The sequence below is a fragment of the Singulisphaera sp. GP187 genome (assembly GCF_900129635.1).
Classification (GTDB): domain Bacteria; phylum Planctomycetota; class Planctomycetia; order Isosphaerales; family Isosphaeraceae; genus Singulisphaera.
Genome location: NZ_FSRB01000003.1, coordinates 474,385 through 499,093, shown reverse-complemented (window position 1 = coordinate 499,093; position 24,709 = coordinate 474,385). Strand labels below are relative to the sequence as shown.

Annotated in this window: 17 protein-coding genes and 2 pseudogenes; 6 read left to right on the top strand and 13 right to left on the bottom strand. The window is 63.6% G+C overall.

Going from position 1 to position 24,709, the window contains the following annotated elements; all coding sequences use genetic code 11:
• Window positions 1-61 precede the first annotated feature (61 nt).
• From BUS42_RS46860 to plsX, 7 genes and pseudogenes are all read right to left on the bottom strand, one after another.
• Window positions 62-346, bottom strand: coding sequence for a rhodanese-like domain-containing protein (locus BUS42_RS46860; RefSeq protein WP_410001739.1), 285 nt, complete (start codon window positions 344-346; stop codon window positions 62-64).
• Window positions 347-538: 192 nt separating this feature from the next.
• Window positions 539-1,149, bottom strand: a pseudogene (locus tag BUS42_RS44535) (HesA/MoeB/ThiF family protein); the annotation flags it as partial.
• Window positions 1,150-1,445: 296 nt separating this feature from the next.
• The gene (fabF, locus tag BUS42_RS38015; RefSeq protein ID WP_074316504.1) at window positions 1,446-2,702 is read right to left on the bottom strand and encodes a beta-ketoacyl-ACP synthase II; all 1,257 of its coding nucleotides are present in this window, start codon (window positions 2,700-2,702) and stop codon (window positions 1,446-1,448) included.
• Between the two features lies 1 nt (window position 2,703).
• The gene (acpP, locus tag BUS42_RS38010) at window positions 2,704-2,937 is read right to left on the bottom strand and encodes an acyl carrier protein (protein WP_015244922.1); all 234 of its coding nucleotides are present in this window, start codon (window positions 2,935-2,937) and stop codon (window positions 2,704-2,706) included.
• Window positions 2,938-3,303: 366 nt separating this feature from the next.
• Entirely contained in the window at window positions 3,304-4,077 is a 774-nt protein-coding gene (gene fabG / locus BUS42_RS38005) for a 3-oxoacyl-[acyl-carrier-protein] reductase (RefSeq protein WP_074316503.1), read from the bottom strand.
• A gap of 172 nt (window positions 4,078-4,249) precedes the next feature.
• Window positions 4,250-5,161 carry an ACP S-malonyltransferase gene (gene fabD / locus BUS42_RS38000; protein WP_074317520.1) on the bottom strand — a complete coding sequence of 304 codons (912 nt, stop codon included), beginning with the start codon at window positions 5,159-5,161 and terminating at the stop codon, window positions 4,250-4,252.
• Window positions 5,162-5,302: 141 nt separating this feature from the next.
• Entirely contained in the window at window positions 5,303-6,328 is a 1,026-nt protein-coding gene (plsX, locus tag BUS42_RS37995) for a phosphate acyltransferase PlsX (RefSeq protein WP_074316501.1), read from the bottom strand.
• 644 nt (window positions 6,329-6,972) lie between these two features.
• Here plsX and BUS42_RS37990 point away from each other — a divergent pair.
• The 4 genes from BUS42_RS37990 (at window position 6,973) to rsgA (ending at window position 11,362) form a co-directional block, all read left to right on the top strand.
• Window positions 6,973-9,366 (top strand): hypothetical protein, encoded by a 2,394-nt coding sequence (locus BUS42_RS37990; protein ID WP_074316500.1) that lies wholly within the window; start codon window positions 6,973-6,975, stop codon window positions 9,364-9,366.
• A gap of 294 nt (window positions 9,367-9,660) precedes the next feature.
• On the top strand, window positions 9,661-10,104 hold the full coding sequence (locus BUS42_RS37985; protein ID WP_074316498.1) for an ACT domain-containing protein: 444 nt from the start codon (window positions 9,661-9,663) through the stop codon (window positions 10,102-10,104).
• Between the two features lie 89 nt (window positions 10,105-10,193).
• A complete protein-coding gene (locus BUS42_RS45810) occupies window positions 10,194-10,637 on the top strand; it encodes a hypothetical protein (protein ID WP_254054076.1) in 444 nt (147 codons plus the stop codon).
• Window positions 10,634-11,362, top strand: coding sequence for a ribosome small subunit-dependent GTPase A (gene rsgA, locus BUS42_RS45805; protein ID WP_254054075.1), 729 nt, complete (start codon window positions 10,634-10,636; stop codon window positions 11,360-11,362). The genes BUS42_RS45810 and rsgA overlap by 4 nt, the downstream gene beginning before the upstream one ends.
• Before the next feature lie 182 nt (window positions 11,363-11,544).
• On the opposite strand, the gene BUS42_RS46855 is transcribed toward rsgA, so the two are convergent.
• Window positions 11,545-11,736, bottom strand: a complete 192-nt coding sequence (locus BUS42_RS46855) for a hypothetical protein (protein ID WP_083671272.1) — start codon at window positions 11,734-11,736, stop codon at window positions 11,545-11,547.
• Between the two features lie 153 nt (window positions 11,737-11,889).
• Window positions 11,890-12,066: pseudogene (locus BUS42_RS46850) on the bottom strand (IS5/IS1182 family transposase); the annotation flags it as partial.
• A 404-nt stretch (window positions 12,067-12,470) separates the two neighbouring features.
• On the opposite strand from BUS42_RS46850, the gene BUS42_RS37970 reads away from it, so the two are divergent.
• Window positions 12,471-13,526 (top strand): DUF1559 domain-containing protein, encoded by a 1,056-nt coding sequence (locus BUS42_RS37970; RefSeq protein WP_074316497.1) that lies wholly within the window; start codon window positions 12,471-12,473, stop codon window positions 13,524-13,526.
• Window positions 13,527-13,654: 128 nt separating this feature from the next.
• Window positions 13,655-14,971 carry a PhoPQ-activated pathogenicity-related family protein gene (locus BUS42_RS37965; RefSeq protein WP_074316496.1) on the top strand — a complete coding sequence of 439 codons (1,317 nt, stop codon included), beginning with the start codon at window positions 13,655-13,657 and terminating at the stop codon, window positions 14,969-14,971.
• A gap of 733 nt (window positions 14,972-15,704) precedes the next feature.
• Here the strand turns inward: BUS42_RS37965 and BUS42_RS37960 are convergent.
• From BUS42_RS37960 to BUS42_RS37945, 4 genes are all read right to left on the bottom strand, one after another.
• Window positions 15,705-16,739: a sugar phosphate isomerase/epimerase family protein gene (locus tag BUS42_RS37960; RefSeq protein WP_074316495.1), complete on the bottom strand. Its 1,035-nt coding sequence runs from the start codon at window positions 16,737-16,739 to the stop codon at window positions 15,705-15,707.
• A gap of 1,092 nt (window positions 16,740-17,831) precedes the next feature.
• The gene (locus BUS42_RS37955) at window positions 17,832-18,356 is read right to left on the bottom strand and encodes a DUF3568 family protein (RefSeq protein WP_074316494.1); all 525 of its coding nucleotides are present in this window, start codon (window positions 18,354-18,356) and stop codon (window positions 17,832-17,834) included.
• A 158-nt stretch (window positions 18,357-18,514) separates the two neighbouring features.
• A complete protein-coding gene (locus BUS42_RS37950; protein WP_074316492.1) occupies window positions 18,515-23,167 on the bottom strand; it encodes a neutral/alkaline non-lysosomal ceramidase N-terminal domain-containing protein in 4,653 nt (1,550 codons plus the stop codon).
• Between the two features lie 103 nt (window positions 23,168-23,270).
• Window positions 23,271-24,650, bottom strand: a complete 1,380-nt coding sequence (locus BUS42_RS37945; RefSeq protein ID WP_074316490.1) for an APC family permease — start codon at window positions 24,648-24,650, stop codon at window positions 23,271-23,273.
• Window positions 24,651-24,709 lie beyond the last annotated feature (59 nt).

Sequence of the window (24,709 nt, the reverse complement as noted above, 5' to 3'; positions counted from 1 at the left end):
AAGGGAGTGTCTGGAGCCTCGATTCCCGCCGCCGGCGAACCGGCGGCGGTTTGGCCCAGGATCAATAGGTGGGCAATGTGGGATCGACATCCCTGATCCAGGCGAGAATCCCCCCGGTGAGGTTCCTGAGTCCGCTGAAGCCTGCTTCGTTGAGCAGGGCGATGGCCTTGGCGCTTCGGACACCACTCTTGCAGTGGACGATCATTGCCCTGCCCCGCTCGAGTTCCGCGATGCGATGGGCAAGCTCGGGCAAGGGAATGACCGTCGACCCGGCGATCCGGCAGATGGCGATTTCTTCGGGGTTGCGGACGTCGAGAACGAACGGCTGTTCGCCACGATCCTGCATCGCTTTCAGTTCGAGGGGACTGATCGCGGCTTCGATGGGAGCCTGGGTTGCGGCCGCGGGGTCGACAACGGGAACGCCGCAAAACTGCTCGTAGTCGATCAAGCCGGTGATCGTCGGGTTAGGGCCGCAGATCGGACACTTCGGGTTCTTCCGGACCTTCATCTCGCGGAAGCTCATCTCGAGCGCGTCGTAGAGGAGGAGCCGGCCGGTTAGGGGGCGACCGGCCCCCAAGAGCAGCTTGACCGTCTCGGTCGCTTGCACGATCCCGATCAGCCCCGGCAGGATCCCCAACACCCCCCCTCGGCGCAGTTCGGCACGAGGTCGGGCGGCGGTGGCTCGGGATAAAGGCAGCGATAGCACGGCCCGTGGGGCGGGAAGAAGACCGACGCTTGGCCATCGAACCGGAAGATCGAGCCGTAGACGTTCGGCTTGCCCAGAAGGACGCAGGCGTCGTTGACGAGGTAGCGGGTCGGAAAGTTGTCGGTCCCATCCACGATCACGTCGTAATCGGCGAAGATCGCGAGGGCGTTGCTGCTATCGATCGGGTGCTCGTGGCGAATGATCTTCAACTCGGGATTGATCGCTTGCAGCTTCTCCTGGGCGCTGGTGACCTTGGGCCGGCCAACGTCCGCGGTGAAGTGAATGATCTGGCGCTGAAGGTTCGAGACATCGACGACGTCGAAGTCGACCAGGCCGATCGTGCCGACCCCCGCGGCGGCCAGGTAAAGCGATAAGGGGGCTCCGAGGCCCCCGGTGCCGATGCAGAGGACCTTGGAGGCCTTGAGCCTCTGCTGACCCTGCATGGCGACTTCGGGCATGATGAGATGCCGCGCGTAGCGTTGAATTTCGGCGGCGGTGAGCGGCGAAGCGGCGGGCCGTTCGCCGAGCAGGTCGATCGGAGGTGTGTTCATCGTCTCGTGGTGCCTAACCTGGAGTACGTTCCGACCGAGAGGGGGGAGCGTCGCCTCGCCCGTGTCTCGGTTGGCTGGGGGCCGCTCACGGACCCGAGCGCGTGGGTCAGAAGACCGGGGTCCGAACCGAAGCCGGACCCCAGCCTACCAACTCATTTGGCCTGCGATTCACCGGGCCGAAGCCGGCCTTAGGAGTCACTGGGCCGGTAACGGCCGATCAGGAGGCTGGCGTTGTGCCCACCGAAGCCGAAACTGTTGGACATGACCCGCTCGACCTTGACTTCGCGTGCGACGTTCGGGATGTAGTCGAGGTCGCAGCCCTCGCCCGGGTTGTCGAGGTTGATCGTCGGCGGGAGGACGTCGGTATGGATCGCCAGGGCGGAAGCGATCAGCTCGACCCCTCCCGAAGCGCCCAGGAGGTGGCCCAGCTCACTCTTCGTGCTGGAGATCTGGAGCCGGTCGGTGTGGGAGCCGAACACACTTTTCATCGCCCGAGTCTCGGCCAGGTCACCCAGGCCGGTGCTGGTTCCGTGGGCATTGATATAATCAACACCATCGGGAGCGACACGTGCGTCGTTGAGGCAAAGGTTCATGGCGCGAGCCGCGCCTCGGCCTTGCTCGTCGGGGGCGGTGATATGCGACCCGTCGGCCGACATGCCGTACCCAAGCACTTCAGCATAGATGCGCGCCCCACGGGCTCGCGCAACTTCCTCGCACTCGAGGAGCATGATTCCGGCCCCTTCGGCCAGGACGAAACCGTCCCGATCACGGTCGAAGGGACGGCTGGCGCGAGTCGGATCGTCATTGCGGGTGGACAAGGCCCGCATCGAAGCGAACCCTCCCAGGCCCATGTGCGTGATCGCCGCTTCGCTGCCGCCGGTGATCATGACGTCGGCCAGGCCCGCCTGGATGAGTTTGAACGCGTCGCCGATGGCGTTGGCCGCCGACGCGCAAGCGGTTGCGATGGCCGTGTTCGGTCCGCACAAGCCCCAGCGGATCGAGACCTGACCGCTCGCCGCGTTGACCATCAGCTTGGGAATCGTGAACGGGCTGATCCGGGAAGGACCCTTCTCGCGCATGATCGAGTGTTGGGTCTCAAACTCGGTGAGCCCACCGATTCCCGATCCGATAATCACTCCGCAAGTGTGGGACGGATAGCGCTCGAAATCGATTCCCGAATCCTCGACGGCCGACATGCTGGCGGCCATCGCGAATTGCGCGAACCGATCCAAGTGACGCGCTTCCTTAGCCCCAAACCGCGCAACGGGATCCCAGTCAGGAACCTGGCCGCCGAAGTGGACCTTGAACTCGCTCGTATCAAAGAGGGATAGCGGTCCGACACCGCTTTGGCCCGCGCAGAGCGACGACCAGAATCGGTCCAGCGTGTCGCCCAGGGCCGTGACCACCCCCATGCCGGTGATGACGACTCGGCGTGACTTACCCATATTACTTCGTATGTTCCTCGATATACGTGATCGCTTGACCGACGGTCTGAATCTTCTCCGCCTCTTCATCGGGGATCGTGATGTCGAACTCTTCTTCGAACTCCATCACCAGTTCCACGGTGTCGAGCGAGTCGGCACCCAGGTCGTTGACGAATGAGGTTTCCCGGGTCACCTGGTCCTTGGCTACCCCCATCTGCTCGCTGACGATCTCGATCACGCGTTCTTCCACGGACACGGGCGAACCTCCTGATTTCTGGTCTAAGCTAGCTTTCAAGACGGGTCCGGTTGCACCACTGGGCATGACGGTTCGCGTTCGGGCACCGAGGCGTATCGTCGGCGTGGCGTTGAAAAACCCCTGACCGGATCACGGCGGCTAAAATCGCCGGGACGTGTCGAGGGCATCCTCAGAGTTATCGGTCGGAAAGAGCCTCGGCTTCGAACTTCCGGGCCGTGGATCCTGTAAAACGTCTCAAGTTACCAATCCCCGGCCCCAATGTCTACGGAAGGATCACCCTGGAGCGAGCGCTCGCCGATTTATGTCGAGTCTCGACCCGGGAGTCCGGAGCCTGACGCTCCCAGCCAGATCCCGCGTTGACCGCGGTCAGGCCGTCATTCCACCGTCGACGGCGATGACCTGGCCGGTCAGGTAGCCTGCCCCGGCCCCGGCAAGATAGCATGCCAGGTCGGCAATGTCATCGGGGGTCCCAAGTCTGCGGAGGGGGACCCGGTCCTTGACCTCGCTCTTGATCTTATCGGGGAGCGCATCGGTCATGTCGGTGGTGATGAATCCGGGGGCGATCACGTTGACCGTGATGTTGCGGGCGGCCAGCTCGCGGGCGATCGTCCGGCTGAAGCCGATGACACCCGCCTTGCTCGCGGAATAGTTGGCCTGGCCCGGGTTGCCCATCAGCCCCGAGACGCTGCTGATGTTGATGATCCGCCCGTAGCGGCCGCGCATCATCACGGCGCCAACCGCTCGGGAGAAGAGAAACGTCCCCTTCAAATTGGTGTCGATGACATCGTCCCAGGCGTCGTCTTCCATGCGGAGGACCAGGCCGTCGCGGGTAATGCCCGCGTTATTGACCAGGACGTGAATCTTGCCGAATTTCGCTTCGACTTCTTCGACGACCCGGTTGACGTCGGCGGAGTCGGCGACGTTGGCGGCATAGCCTTCGGCGGTCCCCCCCGCGTCGCGGATTGTCTTGAGGGTCTCTTCGAGGCCCTCAAGGGTCCGGGCCACGCCCGCAACGCTGGCGCCACAGGCCGCCAGACGGGTCGCGATGGCTCGGCCGATCCCGCGCGAGGCTCCGGTCACCAGCGCCACCTGACCGCTCAAATCGACTCGACATCCGGAAGGAGTATCACCGCTGGCCATGTTCGCTTCCATCCTCATGCGGGGATCAAATTCGCCGAAAACCTCGCCGTGGCGGGACGTTGAGAATCGTTATAATCATCGCTGACTTGCCCCCACAACCCCAATCTCTCCGCGCTCAATCCAGCGACGGGAACGACCGAGGAGGGCTGGTGCTGCGGATTCGCGGGCGGCGTCAACGGGCCGGGACGCTCGTGCAACCGGTCTTGCGATCGATTCGCTTCAAGAGGCCGGTCAGGACGCGCCCCGGGCCCACCTCGTAAAACGTGTCGAAGCCATCCGCCATCATCCGCCGGATCGAGTCCTCCCAGCGGACCCCGCCGACCACCTGGGCGACCAGGGTCCGCCTCAGGTCGTCGGGCTCGGAATGCGCGGAGGCATCGACATTTGAGTAGACCGGGATTCGCGGCGCGACGATCGACGCGGTGGCCAGGACCGCGCTGAGCTGGTCGTCGGCCGGTTTCATCAGATCCGAGTGAAACGCCCCCGCGACCTTGAGCGGAATCACGCGCGACGCGCCGAGCTCCGAGGCGATCGGCTCGAGCTGGGCCAGCGCGGCCGACTCTCCGGAGACGACGATATTCCCGGGACCGAGCAGGTTGGCCTTCCAGAGTCGGCCGTGGGGGGCGACCCGTCGACAGAGTTCGTCGATGGCCGGCTCGTCGAGTCCGAGGACGCTGGTCATTCCGCTCGGCGTGGCCAGGGCGGCCGCCTGCATCGCCTGACCACGGGCCCGGACCACCTTGAGCCCGGTCTCGAAATCGAGTGACCCGGCGAAGACCAGGGCGGTGTATTCGCCGAGGCTGAGCCCCGCCGCTCCCTGACAGGCTTCGACCACGTCGGGTTGGCTCAGCTTCAAGCTTTCCAACGCGGCCAGGCTGGCGACGAAGATGGCCGGCTGACTGACGTCGGTTGACTCGAGGGCTTCGGCCGGGCCTTCGAAACAGATCTTCCGGAGGTCGAAGCCAAGGATCTCGGTGGCGCGGTCGAACAGGGAACGCACCGACGGGAGCTCGTGGTCGAGCTCGCGGCCCATGCCAACGGTCTGTGCTCCTTGGCCGGGGAAGAGGAAGGCAATCTTGGGCATCGAGTCATCTACCTTGAGTTCGAGAGCATCCGCGTGGAAATCCTTCTCCGGAGGAATGGGGTTCGACCCACGAATCCAGACGTCGCAACTGACCTGGCCCAATCCAACCGACGAGAGCCAGCCTCTACCTCACCTCACTTTTCAGGACTCGGCGATGTGGCCGGCGGCGATCTGCTCGACGATCAAGGCGTTGAGCTGGTCCTCGGCCATGGTGCCCGCGACCCGAATGGCGTTCTTGATGGCGCGAGCGCCGGAAGCACCGTGACAGATGATGCAGGCCCCGCGGATCCCGAGGAGGGGAGCGCCGCCGAATTCCTGGTATTCGAACCGGGCCTTGAGCGCGCCGAGTCCCGAGGCCATGGCCTGACCCGCTTCGGCGGGCATGACGCCAAGGAGGCGGGCCAGTTCCTGCTTGAGGGTCGCGAATAAGAAGTCGACGGCGCCTTCGCCCGCCTTGAGCAAGACGTTGCCGACGAACCCTTCGCAGACGACCACGCGGGCATGCCCCTCGTAGATGTCACGTCCTTCGACGTTGCCGATGAACCGATGGGCGAGCGGGCTCTTCTGATAAATCGCGCGGGTGGACTTGGTGAGGTCGGTCCCTTTGTCGTCTTCGGTGCCGACGTTCAGCAAGCCGATCTTGGGTTCGGAGACGCCGAGAATCGTTTCGGCGTAGATCGAGCCCATGACGCCGTACTGGTAGAGATCCTCGGCCTTGGCGTTCATGTTGGCGCCGACGTCGATCAGCACGATCGGTCCCTGGTGCGACGGGAAGATCGCGGCGATACCGGGGCGGCGGACGCCCGGCAAGAACATCTTGTTGTTGAACAGGGCCGAGCCGACCATCGCACCGGTGTTGCCGGCCGAGACCACGGCTTTGACATCGCCGCTGGCCATCAGGCCCCAGCACTTCGAGATCGAGTTATCGCGCTTCTTGCGGAGCGCCTCGACGGGCTTCTCTTCCATGCCAACGACTTGGCTGGCGTGGACAATCGGGAGGCGGTCGAGGTCCGCCTGGGGCGCTTTGGCCAATTCGGCCTCGATCCGTTCGCGGTCGCCGACGAGAACGACGGTCAAGCCCGGCTGATCGTGGACGGCTTCAACGGCGCCGGCGACGATCGGTCCGGGGGCATGATCGCCCCCCATCGCGTCCAGGGCAATCCGCATGCGGGGATCTCCGAGGCGGAAACAAGAGAAATATCAAGACAATATCGGGATGCGGGATGGTAGGGGCGAGGCCCAACCTCCGCATCCCGAGACAATCGCCACAAGGCGTGATCGCGTCCTTGGGGAGCTCGCTTCCCAAATCGTACCGAGGTTTGGTCCGGCTCGGGAAGCCCCCTCGGATTCGGCCCCAATCCGATGTTCATCATATCAGTTGAGGCCGGGCGCGAAGTATCCTAGAGTATTGGCTCAAAAACTGTCAAGCGTCCTTCGATCACCGATTCCCGCTCTCGAGTCGCAGAACCCGACCGGCACGCTCGCTTGGCGTCGCCCGCCGGCGGGGTCTCGGTTTTCACCTGCCGAACCCGGGGCGCTTCGATTTTCCCGGGTTTCCCGGTTCCGATCACCGGCCGGCATGTGGTTCTCGGGGAGCCCCCGACGGACATTTCTCGAGGGGCATGGGCAGGGTGTTGGCGCGGAGCCAATTCGATCATACGATGCCAGTTGGATCGTTTCGATGGTAGGAGCAAAGGTCCGGGACGACGGGCGCCGCCCGCCGAGGTCTCCTTCCGGCTCGACCAGCCCGCCCCTTGCCGTTTGCCTCGACTCGTGCCACATCTTTCGAGTCTTCGCGAAAGGACCGCCACGTGCAACAATTTCCGATCGGTCTGCGCCTCCTCCGCTGGTTGTGCGGCGTCTTGACCCTCTTCGCGGGCCTCTCGACGACGCTGGTTGCGCAGACGGGATCGGCCAAGAAGGCGGCTGCGGCACCTCCGCCCGATACGAGTCCACTCGCCCGATACGCGCCGCGCGACAACCTCGCCGTCTATGCCGAATTCGCCGGGCTCGACTCCCACCAGGAAGCCTGGCAGAAGACGGCGGCCTACAAGATGCTCAACGAGACCACGCTGGGGGCGATGCTCGAAGACGTCAGCGCCCAGATTGCCGAGCGGGTCCTGAGCAGCCGCCCTGACCGTCGCGTCACGGGAATCGAGCTCGTCAAGCTTGCGGAGAATCTTGTTCAGTCCGGGTTTGTATTCGCCGCCGCCGGAGTGCCGGAGCACCCGGCGAAGTGGGCGTCGGTCTTGGTGTTGCGAGGCGCGGCCCGTAAGGAGCTCCGTCCGATCACCGGCAGGCTCCTGATCACACTGGGGGGGCCGGGAGTCAAGCCGCAGGTCTCCAAACGCGAAAAGGGACGACAGATCGTTCTCATGGCTGGTCCCCAACCGGGCTTGAACTGGGCCTGGTGGGTCGAGAAAGACGACGTCGTGATCGCGCTGAACGGCCCCGAGACCGCCGATGTGATCGGCGAAGTGCTCGATGGCAAGCGACCGAACGCGATCGAGCACCCCGCCCGCGTCGAGTTGGAAAAGCCCGAAGGGGGCATGGAACCGGTTGGTCTCGCCTTCCTCGACAGCGCCACCTGGAATCAGCCGCAATCGCCGGTCAGTTTTTTTCTCGAGAAGCTCCAGATTCGCGGTGTCGACCGAGTCGACTTCCGGTGGGGGCTCGCGGGTGACGCGATCATGACCGTGGCCCGGCTCAAGGCCAAATCGCCACGTCAGGGGTTGCTCGCCTTGTTCGATCAGCCGACCTTCGACAAAACAACACTGTTATCGATGCCCGATGGGATCAGCTCGTTCACCGCGGTCTCGATGAAGCCGGCAAACGTGTTTGAGACCCTGTCGAGCGTGGCGAAGGGAGCGAATCCGGCGGTTGGCGAGAGCTTCGATAAGCTGGAAGAGTTGATTCGCACCAAGACGCGATTGCAGCTCCGGAAGGACATCCTCGCTCACCTTGGCCCCAAGGCCATGTTCTACCTCGCTCCCGCCACGCCCACCACTTCGACCGCGACGACGGCAGCAGCCAAGTCGGACGCGGCGAGCGGAGGATTGAGCCCGCTGTCGCTCGTCTTTGGCACCACGCCGCTCCCCAGGTTCGTGGCAATTTTCGAGATTGATAACAAGGAAGCGGTCGAACGCGCGCTCGACAGTCTGATGATCGAGGTGAACAAGGAGATTCGGAACCGGATCCAGGATACCGCCGCGGCGGCTGAGGCGGCGGCTGCGGCCGCCGCACCGGCTGGTGCGGATGCCCGCGCCGAGGCCGGCGACGGCGCGACGCGACGACGACGGCCCGAGCCGCCGCCGACCCCGGAATTCAAGATGATGCCGGGACTGGTGAAGTCGTTCGTGCTCAACGTTCCGAGCGAGCTCGGGAGGTTGCCGGCCGGGTTCCGACCGACCATCCGGGTGGGCTCGAAACACCTGGTCTTCGCGTCGACCCCCGAGGTGGCGCGGCAGGCGCTTGAGATCAAGAAAGAGGCCTCCTGGATCCCTGCCGACGAATACGCAGTGGCGCTCGAACAGCTCCCAGGAAGCTTGATTTACCTGCACCTTGAAGATCCGCGCGACCATCTTCCCAAGATGCTGGCGAGTCTTCCCGGCGAGTTGCAGAAACGGATCAATCAGACGATCGTCCTCAATCAACCCAAGCCGGTCGCCGGCGCGGGCGGCGCGGGCGGTCCGGGCGGTCCGGGCGGAACGGCCGCCCCGCTGAACTCCGCTCCGGGGCCAGGTGGGGGGCCAGGGCCAGGGCCAGGCGCAGGGCCGGGGTCGATCCCACCTCCCGCCGCGGCCTCCTCGGGCGCTCCGGGGGCGATGCCCGGTGGGCCGGGAGCACCGGGAGCACCGGGAGCCGATGGAGTGGCGAAGACCGCGGGAACGCCGTTCGTACTCCGGATCGACCCGGCGAAGCTTCCGTCCGACACTGCCCTGAAAGCCTTGATGTTTCCCGCGTCATCCGCGGTGACCGTGGATGACCAAGAGGTGCGGTTCATCAGCCGGGCCGCGTTCCCCAACCTGATCGCTCCGGAAACGCCGATCAGCAGGGTGTTTCGGATGATGGGCAGCCGCATGGCTCCGAATCTGGCGGGTGCCGCCGGGATCAAGCTGCCCGAGCAGCCGCAGCCGGGCGCCGCGGCACCCACGGCTCCCGGCACTGCGCCAGGCGCCACGGCTCCTCCCGCGCCCGGCCGCTAAGTCGCGGGGTTTGGTGGGTGGTCGACGCGTTCGTCCGCTCGATGGATTTGGAGTTTGTCGGGATTCGCGGCGTTGGCATTTTTCGGAGATCGACGCGGTGTCGTCGCCCCAGAATGGGAGGTCCGCCACGATGGAACGCGCACGTTTTTCGCGTGATCGGCCGTTGAGCGTGGGCTGCCTCCGCTGGGAGCGATGGCGCCACGCCTTTGGACCACCGGCCCTTCCGGTGGAAAGTGAACTCAGGATGAGATCTGTCCGCCTGTGTTAAGGCCCTGACCTGTTGGAGGCAATTCGATGGAATTCGTCCACGAAGTGACTGCCTACCTCGAAAACAAGCCTGGCCGCCTGGCCAAGATCTGTTCGGCGTTGGCTCACGAGAAGCTCGACATCAAGGCGCTGTCGGTCATGGATAAGTCCGAACGGAGCGTTTTTCGGTTCGTCACCAGCGATCTGGATCCGACCAAGAAGGTGCTGACGTCCCTGGGTGTCGAGTTCACGAGCGCGGACGTCCTCGCGGTCCCCATGGACAACCAACCCGGCGCCCTCGCCCGGATTCTCGAGCGGCTCGCGGAGGAGCACATCAACGTCGAGTATGCGTATGCGTCGAGCTCCACACCGGGCAAGGCGATTGGGATTTTTCAGACGTCGAACTCGAAACGGGCCTTGCAGGTCCTGAATGAGCCGACGTCGAACGGGATCGATCGCGCAGGGGGCCGCAGGCCGCTCCATACGCGCTGAAGCGGTCGGCATCAATTGACAGCGGGGCCTCGCTCCCTTTAGCCTTGAACCGTGAAGGCGAAAGGGAGCGATCTAGAAAGGCCTCGGACGTGGCGAAGAAGAAAAAGGTCCGGGTTGCGTTCAAGAAGAATCGTCAGAATCGGACACGCGCCAACGACCTGACCCGTCGTTACCGCCAGGACGATCTGGCGCGTGCCGAACCGGTCTCCGCCGAGCGCGTCCGCGCCAAGGGGGACCTGTCGAGGCATCGTACGATCGTCACGGACGTGACCGGGGCCGGTGAACCCAAGCCAGGCGAGCCTGGCGCGTCCGAGCCGTCGGCGAACCGGTCGGTCGATCTCTCGGCCTGCCTCGCCGGTCGTGTGATTCGGGTTCACGGCCTCCTCTCGATGGTCGAGGACGACGACGGTCGCATCTGGGCCTGCCATATCCGTCGGATCCTCAAAACGCTCGCGATCGACGGGCGCAACGTGATTGCCGTCGGCGACCGGGTCTGGTTCCGCCCGGGAACGCCGCGGGCGAAGAGGGGATGATCGAGAAAATCGAGGCGCGGCAGGGTACGATCACGCGTGGTTACCGCCGTCGCGAGCACGTCATTGCCTGCAACGTCGACCAGGTCTTGATCGTCTCCGCGTTCGCGGAGCCAGGACTGAAGCTGCCGCTCATCGACCGCTACCTGATCTCGGCTGAGATCGGGGGGGTACGGCCGATCATCATCCTCAATAAGGCCGACCTCGTCGACACGGCGCCATTCCAGTGGGTGATCGGCCTCTACACTCAACTCGGCTACGAGACGCTCGTGACCTCGGCGGCCAGCGGGCAGGGAATCACTCGACTCAAGGAATTGCTTGGCGAGGGGACGACGGCGTTCTCGGGCCAGAGCGGGGTTGGTAAGAGCTCGCTTCTGAATGCGATTCAGCCTGGCCTGGCCCTGCGGGTCCGCGAGGTCTCGGACTGGACGGCCAAGGGGAAGCACACGACCACGACCGCCGAATTGATTCGTCTCGAGTCGGGAGGTCACGTCGTCGATACCCCGGGCCTGCGCCAGTTTGAGCTCTGGGGTGTCGACCCCGGTGAAGTCGAGGGCCATTTCGTCGAGTTCCGGCCGTACATCCCACTCTGCAAATACCCCAGTTGTTCGCACACCCACGAAGACCAGTGCGCCGTCAAGGACGCGGTCTACTGGGGACAAATCCACCCCGGGCGTTATGAGAGCTATTTGAAGGTCTACGCTCAGCAGCCGATCGAAGGGGAGTAAAGGACGATGTCATCGAGTACGAGACTGTCTCAAAAGCAGGGATAGGCCGTTTTTCAGTAGGGGAACTCGGCATTCGCTTTCGAGGGCTTGCGTCAGTTAAGCATCAATTGGATCATGGCCAATTGGACCAACGATTCTGACGGCCGGACGCTCTTCTCTCGGTTCTTGCTTAAGTGTTGATGTCAGCGAAGTACCTGTCCCAGTAGGCCGCAGGATCTCGATCGGATCCAGGCCCTGACGAAGTGTCGCATGCCGAGGTCGTCCTCCATCGGCTTCTCCCAACGGAACAGGATCCGGCGAAAGCGGTTGATCGAACTCTGGGTTCGCTCCAGCACCCAACGCCGGGCCTTGAACCCCGCCTCCTGCTCCCGCACCTTGGCCTTCTCGCCCCGGACCCTCAGGTGGGGGTGAGCCCGAACTCCTGGACCAACTCCCGGGTGTCGTCGTAGTCGTCCCCCCCTTCTCCCGGCACATGCCTTGTGGTGCCTCTGCGGTCGGCTCCGGCCGCTCCACCGGGATGCTCTTGAACGTCGCCACGGCCAGCTTCTTGTCGTGCCGGTTGGCCCCCTCGACCGCCAGCCCCACAGGCACCCCGTTGGCCTTCGTCAGCAGGCTCCGCTCCGTGCCGAGCTTACCCAGTCGGTTGGGTTCTTACCGGTCCGCTCGCCGCCCAGCGGGGCCTTGGTCATTGCCTCGCCCGTCGCCAGCTAGGACCAGTCCGGACTTTGACTCGGGGGCTGAGTTCGGGGAGTCGGTTCCCAACTCCGATCCGCGGCCGGCAGGTCGTCGGGGAGGGGCCGAGGTCGGCCCAGGTTGCGTGCCTAGGATCGGCGAAGAAGCGTGGAATCGTTGAACTCAGAATTGGCTCCCTCGGAAATTCGAAATTGGCACCTTTTGACTTGATGATTCTCTTTTCAGTCACAGACGGATAAATCCCGTTTCGTTTCGAGAAGGGGGTATCCACGCCATTCCTCGTTTATTATTCTAGCGTTGACAATTGCCACACATCTTCTCGCTATCGTTACGATCTTCTGATCTGTGGACCGGCCTTCACGCTGGTCTGAGTCCCCCGATCCTTTTTGCCCCAACTTCGGGCAGGGAGATGGCTATGAGAGGGTTGCGCCGTTCGGCCTTCACGCTCATCGAACTGTTGGTGGTGATTGCGATCATCGCTGTCCTGATCGCCCTGCTTCTGCCCGCCGTCCAGGCGGCGCGCGAGGCCGCCCGGCGAATTCAGTGCGTCAACAACCTGAAACAACTCGGACTCGCTATACATAACTATAACTCGGTTCATAGTTGCATTCCACCGGGGCGAATCTGGGCGCCCAGACCCGGACAGCCGGCAACCGATTTTCCCAAGGTCTTCCAGGGAGCCCAGAATACGACCTGGTTCTGTTTGATGTTGCCTCAGATCGAGCAAGGCAATTTGGCCAACTCGTTCAACTATAGTTTGGGTTCGGAGGGGTGGCCCGGACCGGGGTTGGCAATCGTCGACGGGTTCTTCGCCAATTCGACCGTGTCCGCCACGAAGATTTCGTCGTTTCAATGCCCGAGCGACCGCGAGAACAAGTTCCAGATTATTTCGAGCTACCGGGGCGGCCTGTTGAGCGCACCGATCATGAGCAAGGGCAATTACGCGGCGAGCTGGGGAAACACCAGTTGGGGGGCGGCCAATGATGGCACTCTGGGGCCACAATATCTCCGCTCGGCGTTCGGCCATAATGGGAATACCACCTTTGCCTCGATCACGGACGGCACCAGCAATACCGTGTTCGTCGGCGAGGTCCTCCAGGGGGGGCCGAACGACATCCGAGGGGCGATGTGGACGACCGTACCGGGAGGCTCGTCGTTCATGACTCGCTACGCCCCGAACTCCACTAAAGATTATCTGGGTCTTAGACCCGGCAGTGGTACCGGTGGCGACTTCCTCAATAATGACCCGGGTCTCTTTTGTACCAGTGAGCCTGTTCTACAACTCCCTTGTGACTCTGGCGCTGGCGACAGTGAAGCCTTCGCAGGCTCACGGAGCCGTCACGCCGGGGGAGTGAACACCTTGTTGGGCGATGGCTCGGTGCGGTTTGTGAAAAATACGGTGAATCAGGCGGTGTGGATTGGTCTCAACACGATCGGCTCGGGAGAGGTGTTGAGCGCCGACGCGTTTTGAGTGCGCGCGAGAAAAAGAGAAGTGCGGCGGAGGACCGGTTGCGATTTAATGGGGGCCTCCGCTGGACTTGCTGTTCGTTTGCGGGGGGCGGTGTTTGGGTTTGCCTCTTTCCTTGCGGAGCCTTCTCGATGTCGATGATGCAACGCGGGCTTCTCTCCTCGTTCTTGACGCTGGCTTTCGCGGTGAGCTGGGCTCTTCCCGCGCGGGCCGGGCTCGACGACTACGTCAAAAAGGCCGACCCGGCCTATGCCTGGAACTTCGTGTCGTCGAAAACGACGGACGGGACAACGGTTCACTGGATCAAACTGACTTCGCAGGTCTGGCAAGGGATCACCTGGTCCCACAACCTCTCGATTATCGAGCCGAAAGAATTGGCGTACCCCGACGCGGCCGTGCTCTTCATCACGGGGGGAAAGGTGGGGGATGGTCCCCGCGACGGTGATCTCACCGTCGGGTTCGCACTCGCCAAAGCCTGCCAGGCCCGCGTCATCGTGCTTCCCCAAGTGCCCAACCAGCCGTTGCTCGGTGGCAAGAACGAGGACACGCTGATCGCCGAGACGTTCGTCCGCTACCTCGAAACCAAGGATGAGGAGTGGCCCCTGCTCTTCCCGATGGTCAAGAGCGCGGTGCGGGCGATGGACGCCGCGCAGGAGTTCGGCAAGGAGAAGGACAAGCCGATCACGCGGTTCGTCGTGACCGGAGCCTCGAAGCGAGGCTGGACGACCTGGCTCACCGGCGCTTCCGACCCCCGGGTGAAAGCGATCGCGCCGATGGTCATCCCGACCCTCAACCTCGACGCCCAGAACAAGCATCAGCTCGAGAATTTCGGGGGCAAGTTCAGCGAGCAGATCCAGGATTACACCGACCGCGGCCTGATCGGCAAAGAGAGCCGGCCCAACGCCAAGGAACTGCTGGCGATGGTCGACCCGTTCACGTATCGCAATCGGCTGCGCCTGCCGAAGCTCCAGATCAATGGGACAAACGACCCTTACTGGACGCTCGACTCGTTGAATCTCTATTGGGACGAACTCGTCGGTTCGAAGTGGGTGGTGTACTTGCCCAACGCGGGCCACGGCCTCGACCAGCATAGGGATTACGCCATGAGTGCCGTCGGCGCCTTGTTCCGACACTCGATCGGCGAGAAGCCATTCCCGAAGTTTTCGTGGAAGCATGACGACAACGAAGGGAGCCTTCGTCTTGTCGTCGACTCGGCCCCCGCACCCAAGTCGGTCCAGGTTTGGGAGGCGACGTCGGACTCTCTCGACTTCCGCAAGTCGAAATGGTCGGCCACCGCAGTGGAGCCGAAAGAGAAGATGACGATCGATAAGGCCACTCCCGCAACCGGGAATATTGCCTTCTTCGCCGATCTCGAATACGAGATCGACGGCTTCCCGTATCACCTCTCGACCCAGATCCGCCAGACGAACGTCCAGCCGTCTCAATGATCGCACAAACACGTCCGCTCCGAGGGCCGGGGATCGGCCCTCGGAGCGGACGAGTCCCCGCGCGACGAATCGCATAGGTCCGAGCGGGTTGGCTCGCATTGCGGAACGTTTTGTGGGATGAAGGTTGCTTTTGGATTATGAATTTATGAATGATGATTTGGCTTAGAATCAATTTGTCTTTGCACGTAAAATAAAATCTGAATGCAACGTTTATGAATACATTCTTGTTTCATGGTCAGGATGCTTGGTAGGATTTCGGAAAATTCTTGATTTGTGGGGTCTGCCATGATGGCATGGTTTTAGATGAAGTGAGTTTTAATATAAAAAACCGAGACTGTAGCCAGGACACCGGGATCTCGTTCCCACGCTCTGCGTGGGAATGCCGTCCGCGACGCTCTGCGTCGTCTTCGCCGGTGGGTGGGGCCGCAGAGCGGCCAGAACGGTATTCCCACGCAGAGCGTGGGAACGAGTTTCTCCCGCGAGTTTCGGCCTCCGGGGCAAACAGGCGGCCCGATTTCCTTGCGACAGACTCAGAGAATAAGGTGTTGAGTTTGGGGGTGATTGAGGATGGTCACCGAGGCGGTCGGCCTCGGTGATTCCCGATCGGTGGGCCCTCCAGTCGTTGTTTTCAAACGACCTGGAAAAGGTCTTCACCCGGGAAGCTTTCTCCCGCGGATTGCCCACGACCGACGCGACTCCCCACCACCATGCGTCGGTAAAGCGCAGCGAGCGGTCACACGCATTCAGGCGGGGATCGATCCTCGAAACGGGCGAGGTAGGGAACGACCGTCCTGAGATAGCCGAGCGAACTGGCGATCCAATCGAGGTCACGGTCGGCCCAGGGGATTGCCTCCACGACTTCGGGGCGAATGAGTGACCCTTCCGCGAACCGGCGATGGCAACGTTCGGCGAGGCCGACGATTCCGGCCAGTGCGTCCGCGCGAAGGGCGGGGAAAAACGAAAGCCAGGTTTTGTCGAAGATAGGTAGGTCGTAGGTTCTGGGGTGAAGTTCGATGGAAAGAGTGAGTTGGGGATTGGCGTGAATGAGGATGGCCAGGATGTCTGGCATGGGAATGACCCCCGACCCGATCGGCCGCGCCTGCCAGCAGAGACCCCGCGGCGTGAAGCCGAGGATCGCGTCCTTGACGTGCGTGGCCAGGACGTGAGGTGCCAGCCGCTCGGCCGCCGCGATCGGCTCGTCGAGCCGCATGAGCAGGTTCCCGGTGTCGAACGTCACTCCCGCGACGTCAGGACCGAGGTGGTCGATCATTTCGACCAGCTCGTCGACCGTCAGGTCCGCGTGCGTCTCCAGGGCGATCTGTAAGCCCAGTTCGCGGAGTCGAGGCGTGAGGATCGACAGGACCTCGAGCGTGGCCGCACGCTGGACCTCCCAGCGTACGTCCGTGCGGAATCGGTCATGGCGGTCGCCGACATAGGCCCGCGCGTGCCGGCAGCCCAACGCCGCGATCGCTTCGATGTGCCGGACCAGGTCTCGCGAATGCTCGGCGGCCGTAATCTCCCGGTCCTCTTGCCGTGAGCGACGCACCGGGTTGGGCGAGGGAAGGCCCACCTCGAGGTAAAGATTTCGCTCGTCGGCCTGGCGGCGGAACGCCGTCAGTCGATCGGGGGCCAGCGACCGATCGATCGACTCGGGGTTGAGAAACTGGACGCCGTCAAAGCTGTGAGTTTGGGCAAATTCGAGCGTCTCTTCCGCCGAGAGGTTGCGGTGCCCGATCGTGTAATGATCCAAACCGATCCGCACTGTCATCGTGACTTTTTCCTGAAGTGTGCCCCGGAGGAGTCCCCAACGATCGCACCCCGGCGCGTCGACCGCAAGTGCTTTATTCGAGCGGTTCCAGCGACGCCGACGGAATGCCGCAACCTCATGAGCAAGTTCGACTCACACGGAATTCACTCCCTTACCCATCAATGTTGACCTTTCGGATCTGAAGAGTTCTCGGGAAAAAGTGGAGGCGAGTGGGTTGACGGACGAGGCATCTCAGCGTATTTTGGCGACCGTCCTGAGAGCACGACACCTTTCGCTTCACATTCGAGTTGTGTTCGATTCAGTTGTCCTTGAAATGTTTGATCCCACCTAGGTAACCAGCCACGCACGTCTCCAGCGCTGCGTGGATTCTGTCCGAAAAAATAAGGTTCGACTCCTGGTCGCATGGATGCGTCCCCCAGGTTCGACCCTTTGTCGTGAGGAAGTAGACTTGGACATGTGCTGAGTCGAATTCCTCAGATGAATGGCCACACGGCCCGCGAGCCGTCTTCGCAGGAGGCAAAGACGTCGCGGGCCGCGGCTGGCCCTTCAAAAGCCGCCAGAAACGACGAAGAACGAGTGATTTTTCGCGGGTCAAACGCGGTGATTTTGAGTGAGTTCGAGGCCTTGGCAGAACGCATCGCACGATGGCTCCGGCTACGTTCTCAACCAGGTCGAACACAACACTCAATTCAGAGATGAGAACTCAAGGGAATTCTACCTCTTTGCAATCACGAATTCGCTGGTTCGTCGTTTTGGGGTGACTGTGCCGCACTGAGTGAGGCCAATTCGAGGCGCAACGGAGCGAGTCGAACGCGGCAAAGAATGCCGAATGGCGTGACTTTGCGAGTGCGTCGGCCGTCTGAAACAGCGCTGGATCACGACCCCGTTCGCGTGGGCTCGGGGCTCACGGAAGGCTGGCGTGGTGACTTCGAATCGGACTGGCCCCAGAGGGACATTACCAACGGCCTGGAGGTCGGTGGCTCGTCCTCCACGAGGAGATACCCTGGCCGGTGGAAGACGGCCTGGGGGAAGTCCAAGGGCCGTCTCGTCCGTCCTCTGGCTTGGGTGGGAGTGACCGTCGGATCGGGAGGATCAGGGGACGGGAGTGTCGCGGTAGATGGCGTCGGCCTGGTCGCGAAGCATGACCGAGTCGGGCACGGCGTCACGCGAGAAGTAAGGATTCGAGGCGGGCTCGCTCGGGGGATCGACGGGGATGGCCGAGGGGGGCAATTCGCCCAGGCGAATTCCGATTCGATCCATCAGCGCTCGCGAGAGCGGCTCGTCGCCGAACCAGCCGATTCGGACGCTGACCCGCGAGACGGCCTGGTTGGGGCGGATCGTCACCGCGACGCGACGATCGTCGGCCGTCGATCCGTTGTAAATGAGCATGCCTCCGTCTTGCGTCAACCGAACCGAGTGGACCCGGAGGTCATCCATCGCGCCGGTGATCGCCGACTGGAGCGTCGTGGGCGGATAGTGGAAATCCTGGGTGGCACGACCCGCCGTGTAGGTGAATACCGTCGCGCTCATCACGGGTTCGGCGACCCGTCCGGCCGTCATGCAGCCGGTGGTCTGAATGCCCGAGAATACCGCGGCCGCAAGCGCGATCCGTCGCATCGTGCGCCTCAATCTCTGGAAGTCTTGATGGCGTATCCATCCAAGTCGAGGCAAACTATCCCTTCTTACCAAAAGGGTCAAGGCCGACTCAATCGATCGATTGAGCCGGCCCTGCGATCGGACGATGGAAGCGGAATGCGTTTCTTCTCAGGATTGCGTCAACGCCCCAGCTTCACACGAGGCGTGAGCGTGACCGCCTTGAGGTCGAGTAGCGCGTTGCGGATCGGGCCCACCGGTCGAAACTCGATCCGATGGGTTCCGGCCGCCAGCACCATTTCGCCGACGAAGATCGAGCGATAGCGCGACCAGGTTCCCGAGCCGGTGCCGTCGACCGTTCCTCGAAGGGTGCTGACGTCGGAACGAACGAGGAACGCATTGCCCGCCGATTCGTCGGCGCAGGCCCACTCCATGGCGACGGTGAACGTCGTCGGGCGATCGACCCGGACCGTCCAGACGGCGTGATCGCCGGCGCTCTGCCAAAGGCCGAGGTTGCCGAACTGGCTCTCGAAGGTCAACGTGGGACCGTAGACCTGGGCGGTCTCGGCGCTCAGGCGGAGGCTGCCGTTGGCTGCCTGCACGACCGTCTCGGGATGGTTCCCCTCGAGCACCTTGGGTCGACGGGCACCCGAGGCGAGATAGGCGATCAGGTCGGACAGGTCGGCGGGCTTGAGGTCGTTCTCGAGTCCTTCCGGCATCAGTGACTGGCCCGTCGTCTTGAGCTCCTCGAGGTCGGCCCGAAGGATCACGTCGAGCACCCCTTCCTGGCGTTTCAGGGTGATCGCGTTGCCGGTCTCGGCGGCGATCAGCCCGGTCACGACCCGGCCGTCGGTCACGGCGGCCGTGTAGCCGGCGTAGCGGGCGTCGACCTCGCGGTTGGGGTCGAGGATCGCCGTCAGAAAGGCATCGGGCGTGGTGTCGGTCAGGGCCGCCAGGTCGGGACCGACCTCGTGCCCTTGCCCGTCGAACTTGTGGCAGCTCGCGCAGATCTTGCCGAACAGGACCTTGCCCCGCGTGGGATCGCCGGTCTGTTCCGATGCGGGGCGATAGGCGTTGAGCACCTCGGCGCGTCCCCGCGGTCGAACCGTTGAGAGCACCTTCTCGGCCCGTTCTTGCAGGACCGGATCGGTCTGCGCGAGCAGTCGCTGGCGATGGGTGGCATCGATCTCGGCCGATACGATGGCCTTGCTCTCGAGCGCGGTGAGCAGCGCCTGGGTGGAGCTCGGTCGGGCGAGCAAGCCGTCGATCGTGGCCCCACGGAGCGCGGGGGCGAGTTGGGGCCAGGTGGCGATCAGGCGGCCGGCGGCGTCGTGGTTCTCGAGACGCGCCAGGTTCTGCACCGCCGCGAGTTGGATCGCCGAATCATTCCGAGGCGCGAGCAGATCCGTCAGCAGGGCGATGTCACCCTCCTGATTCTTCTTCTCGTGGCCGAGCAGACGGATGGCTGCCCGACGCTCGTCGGCCTTCCCTTTCTCGTCCTGAGCGACGAGGCGGGCATGAGCGAAGACCGATTGCATGAACGGCATGGAGGCGAGGTCGCCGACCTCGGCGTTGCCCGACCCGAACAGTTCGGCCGCCAGCGCCAGCCACCACGACGGGATCGGTTCCCCCTTGGCGGGCTTGGGCAAGGCATCGACGAGCGCCGCGATCGCGGCGGCGTTCCGCGCGGAGGTCGCCGTGGTCACCAGCGGGCCGATCATGGCCGAGCGGATCTTGGGATCGGCCTTGTCGGAGACCACCGCGGCGAGAATCGGCCCCGGATGCTTCACGGCCGAACTGAGAATCGCGCCCCGGACCCAGATGTCGTTGCCGTCCCGCAAGGCGATCTGGCCGAGCAACTCGCCCGCGCGGGGATCGTTCCACTCGCCCAGGCTCAACGCCAGTTGATAGCGGACACCGAGGTCGGGGTCGGCCGCAAGCGCGGAGATAGCCTTTGCGAGCGGTTCGTCGTCGCCGAGCCTTCGCTCCGCGACGCGGACCGCTTGCCGGCGGACGCCGGCATGGCTGTCGGCCAGCCCGTTGAGGATCTCGGCCCCCTCGAGCGCATTGAGTCCCTCGAGCGTCCAGAGCGCCTGCATCCGGGCTTCGGGCCGGGTGCTGCGCGCGGCGACTTCCTTGAGCGCGGGCACCGCCGATCGGTCGCCACGCTCGACCAGGAGGCGCTGGACGTTGTCGCGCAGGGTGCCATTGGGGCTGTCGAGCTGCTTGGCGAGTTCGGGAGCCGCCAGGCGGTCGAGGATCGGCACGGGACGCGGAGTCTCCCCTTCGGGGTAGACCCGGTAGATCCGGCCCTTGTCGGATCCGCCCCGGACGTCCAGGGTGGCGAGCTGTTGCGGGCTGATCCAGCGCGGGTGCTCGATCACCGCTCGGTACATATCGACAACCCAGAGCGCTCCGTCCGGTCCGGTCCGGGCCTGCACGGGACGGAACCAGTTGTCGGTCGAAGAGAGGAACTCCGACGTTTTCTCGTCCTCGGCGCGGTGGCTCGCGAACGTGATCCCGTCGGCCGAGAGCACCTCGCGATGGACCACGTTATGGACAGGTTCGCACGTGAACGAATTTCCGGTGAACCCGTCGCCCAGCAGATGGTCGCGGTAGATCGTTGGGCCGCATCCCGAGGTCACTCGATTGGCACTCTCGGGCATGTTGAACCGTTCGAGGGTCCGACTGGTGGGATACATCCGCGCGTTGTCGGGGTCGCGGGCGACATAGACCATGGGCCCGGGCGCCGCGACGCGCGGGTTCCTCAGGGCATACTGGTCGGGGAACGGATAGTGCCTGAGCCAGTCGCTGTTCGTGTTGCCGAACTGATTGCCCCAGTCGTCGTGGATCCGCCCTTGCTGGGTCAGGCCCGAGGCCGGTTCCATCGTCCCGGTGTCGGGCTTGATCCGAAAGTCGCGACCGCCGATGTTGATCTCGCGTCCCGTCGCCATGCCGTGGATCGTGCCGCCGATCAGTCCGTTGGCACCGTAGACCCAGTTGTCGAGGTTATAGGAGAGGCCGTTGACGCGTGCCTGGTAGTTCTCGGTCGCGAAGCCGCGGAAGAGGACCTTGCGGACGTCTGCCTTGCCGTCGCCATCGGTGTCCTCGGCGTAGAGGATCTCGGGTGCGGCGCAGATCAAGACGCCCTTCCGCCAGGCCATCACGCCCGTCGGGAACGGCAACCCCTCAAGGAAGTTCGTCCCCGTCTCGTAACGGCCGTCACCATCGCGGTCTTCAAGGACCTTGACCACGCCCCCCGGCGTATAATTGCCATCCAGCCCGGCGGGGTAGTCACGCATCTCGCAGACCCAGAGCTTGCCGTCGCCGCCGAAATCGATCGCGACCGGGTCGAGAATCAAGGGTTCGGACGCCACGAGCTCAACACGGAACCCCTTCTTGACCCGCATGGCGCTCAGGGCGTCTTCGGTCGACTTGGCCTTGGGGGTTTCATCGTTGGCCTTGGCATCCGCCTTGGGCTTCGCCTGGAACTCGTCCGGCATCAGTTTGTGAACTGTCGAAATGATTAAGTCTTCAATGCCCGGTTTGAATCGGGCTGGTCGCGCGTAGTAGACCATGGCCCCGCCCCCTTCGTAGCCCCCTTCACGGAGGATGCGTTCGGAGGGGATATAACAGGGGACGTCGTTGGCATAGGCGGTGACCCAGAGCCTGGCCGGGTCAAAGTCCTTTTTAAGTCGGAGCACATAGTCGACGACGACTTCGCCGGGGAGGAAGACCATGGCGAGTTCGTTACCGAAGGCCCAGACCTGGACCGGATAGTTGACCTCGGTCTGGAGCGGCTCGCCGCGATCGAGCTTGGCACGCTGGACCGAGGCGTTGTAGCCGGGAGGGCCTCCGGCCTTGACGAGCGTTTCGAGCTCCGCGCGAGTCGGGAGCGTGTCGAAGGGAAGCTTCACCTCCGCGCGAGGTGACGGGACGGGGGGAGCCTCAAGGCTGTGCCAGGGCGATTCGCCTGGCTTCGCGTTCGAGGCGAGCTTGACGAGCCGGTTGACCTCGTCGGCGATGGCGCGGCCGTTGACCTGGGCCCCATCGGCGGCGAGTCGTTTCAGGGGGTTCGAGTCAGCGCCGCAGCCGACGACCGTCAAGGCGATGGCGCCGGGATGATCGTGTTCGATCGCTTCCTGGGCAGAGCCGGCCCAATCGCCGCTGACCTTATTATCGTTGGGGTCGAGCGTCGTGCAGTGGCAGGCGTAGTTCACCAGGATTGCGCAGACCTTGCCGTCGAGGTCGGTGACTTTCAGCACGGGGAGCGAATGGTCGACCGGTCCCCCCTTGGTCCGCCGATTGCTGGCGAAGTTCACCTGCCCCTGGGCCCAATCGAGCCGCCTTGGGCGGAGGTCTTTGAGGGCGGCGAGACTGACCTGTTCGAGGTTGTCGGTCAGCTCGCGGGTGTAGCGATCGATGGTCGCCTGCTCGTTGTCGGCGATCTTCTTGCCGAAGATGTTCGGCGCGATTCCTGACAAGCAGGGCGCACTATGGGTATGCGAGGCGGCCACGACGAAGTCCGACTTGGCGAGTCGTTCCTTTGCCTGGAGTCGCTTCGCGACTTCGTCGACGATCTCAAACGGGACGCCCAGGCTATCGACCGAGACGAGGACGACGCGGCGCCCCTCCTTCGAGCCGATGGCCAGCCCTTTGGCCCAGATCCGTTGGGCGGTGCCCCGCGACTCCTGGGTGCGGGAAAGGTAGCCGTGGAGTCGAATCGGATAGTCGGGTGTGATGTCGACTCGCGCCACCCCCACTTCAAGCTCTGCGCTTGCCGGCGACGCCGAAAGCCAAAGGAAACCCGTCATCACCAGAAACAGACGCCGCATTCGGATCTCCTCTTCAACGTTGCGCAACCCTTCCCCTGGCGCCGGGTCCCTGACTCAGGGATGATCCGGCTATGCACAAGAGTCTCAAGCGATGCAACTCAGGTCAAGGTATGACTCTTGCCGCCAGCCGGTTCCAGACCATGAAAACGACCGCGCCGAGGACGAGTGAACCGACCCCATAGAGAATGATCTGGGGTCTTGAGGTGCCGAACACAAAGAGCCAGCCGACCAAGGCGAAGAGCGCCGGGAGTGGGAAGAACCACATTCGGAACGGCATTTTTTCGAGGAGGTCGGGGCGGGTTCGGAGGTAGAAGACCGTGGCGATCTGGGCGACGAACTGGATCAGGATCCGCGACGTGAGCAGGGCTTCGATCACCGTGACGAGGTCGGCCAGACAGGCGAGCGTGGCCAGCCCGGCGATCAGGAGCAGCGAGCGGTGCGGGAACTGGCCCGTCGGGTGGGTTCGGGCCAATCCTTGGAAGAAGTGCCCCGAACGGGCCGCGGCATAGGGGACCCGGCTGTAGCCGAGCAAGGCCGCGAAGGTGGAGGCCGCCGCCGTCCAGATGATCATCATCGTGACGACTCGCGCGGCGGTTGAGCCGTAGAGCCGCTGCATCATGTCGCTGGCGACGTGCGTCGACGCGGTGACTTCCTGCCAGGGCAGGACGCCAAGAATGCTGACATTCATCGTCAAATAGACGAGGGCGACGGCAACGACTGAGATCAGGATGGCGCGAGGGATCGTCCGGGGGGCGTCGTCCACTTCATCGCCCAGGTAGCAGATCTGGTAGTAGCCGAGGAAGTCGTACATCGCGATTCCGACCGCGGCGCCCAGCCCCATCGCGAACCGACGGTCGAGTGTGAAGGCGTCCGAGGGAAAGTTGAACGCCTGGGCCGCATTGAAGTGGCCGAGCCCGGACGCGATCACCACGGCGACGGTGGCGAGCATCCCCGCCCAGAGGACGACCATGAGTCGTCCGGCCACTTCGATCCGGCGATAAGCAAGTGTGGTGATCGCCGCCATCACGGCGATCGTCAACACCTGTTCGTTCTGAACCTGCCAGGTGAAACCGCCGAGACTCGGGACCGAGACCTGCCAGGACCAGGCCGTGAGCTTCAGGGTCGGCCAGAGATAGCCGACGTAGTGCGCCAGGCCGATCGCCCCGGTGGCGACTTCGAGCGGAGCGCTGAAGAGGAACTGCCAGACGAAGAGAAACTTGAGGAACCGTCCGGCCCTGGACTCGCCGTAGACCGCGTCGAAGAAGTGAAACGTCCCGCCCGAACCGGGAAACGCCGCCGCGAGCTCACTCCAGACCAGGCCGTCGGCCAGGGCGATCAGGGCGCCGATCACCCAGCCGATCATGACCTGCGGCCCGTCCAGCTTCTTGAGAAACTCCGGGATCGTGATGAACGGACCGATCCCGACCATCATCGCCATGTTCAGGCTGACGGCCTGCAATAACGAAAGGCGTCGGCGCAGCATGCCAGGTCGATCCTCATTGACTTGCGGAGGCAAAGCGTTCGGGGCCGATCCCTGTGACT

Bases quoted from the DNA above. Each gene is read 5' to 3' on its own strand.
- BUS42_RS46860 (WP_410001739.1), bottom strand. From the start codon at position 346: ATGCAGGATCGTGGCGAACAGCCGTTCGTTCTCGACGTCCGCAACCCC.
- fabF (WP_074316504.1), bottom strand. From the start codon at position 2,702: ATGGGTAAGTCACGCCGAGTCGTCATCACCGGCATGGGGGTGGTCACG.
- fabG (WP_074316503.1), bottom strand. From the start codon at position 4,077: ATGGCCAGCGGTGATACTCCTTCCGGATGTCGAGTCGATTTGAGCGGT.
- fabD (WP_074317520.1), bottom strand. From the start codon at position 5,161: ATGCCCAAGATTGCCTTCCTCTTCCCCGGCCAAGGAGCACAGACCGTT.
- plsX (WP_074316501.1), bottom strand. From the start codon at position 6,328: ATGCGGATTGCCCTGGACGCGATGGGGGGCGATCATGCCCCCGGACCG.
- BUS42_RS37985 (WP_074316498.1), top strand. From the start codon at position 9,661: ATGGAATTCGTCCACGAAGTGACTGCCTACCTCGAAAACAAGCCTGGC.
- rsgA (WP_254054075.1), top strand. From the start codon at position 10,634: ATGATCGAGAAAATCGAGGCGCGGCAGGGTACGATCACGCGTGGTTAC.
- BUS42_RS37970 (WP_074316497.1), top strand. From the start codon at position 12,471: ATGAGAGGGTTGCGCCGTTCGGCCTTCACGCTCATCGAACTGTTGGTG.
- BUS42_RS37965 (WP_074316496.1), top strand. From the start codon at position 13,655: ATGTCGATGATGCAACGCGGGCTTCTCTCCTCGTTCTTGACGCTGGCT.
- BUS42_RS37960 (WP_074316495.1), bottom strand. From the start codon at position 16,739: ATGACAGTGCGGATCGGTTTGGATCATTACACGATCGGGCACCGCAAC.
- BUS42_RS37955 (WP_074316494.1), bottom strand. From the start codon at position 18,356: ATGCGACGGATCGCGCTTGCGGCCGCGGTATTCTCGGGCATTCAGACC.
- BUS42_RS37950 (WP_074316492.1), bottom strand. From the start codon at position 23,167: ATGCGGCGTCTGTTTCTGGTGATGACGGGTTTCCTTTGGCTTTCGGCG.
- BUS42_RS37945 (WP_074316490.1), bottom strand. From the start codon at position 24,650: ATGCTGCGCCGACGCCTTTCGTTATTGCAGGCCGTCAGCCTGAACATG.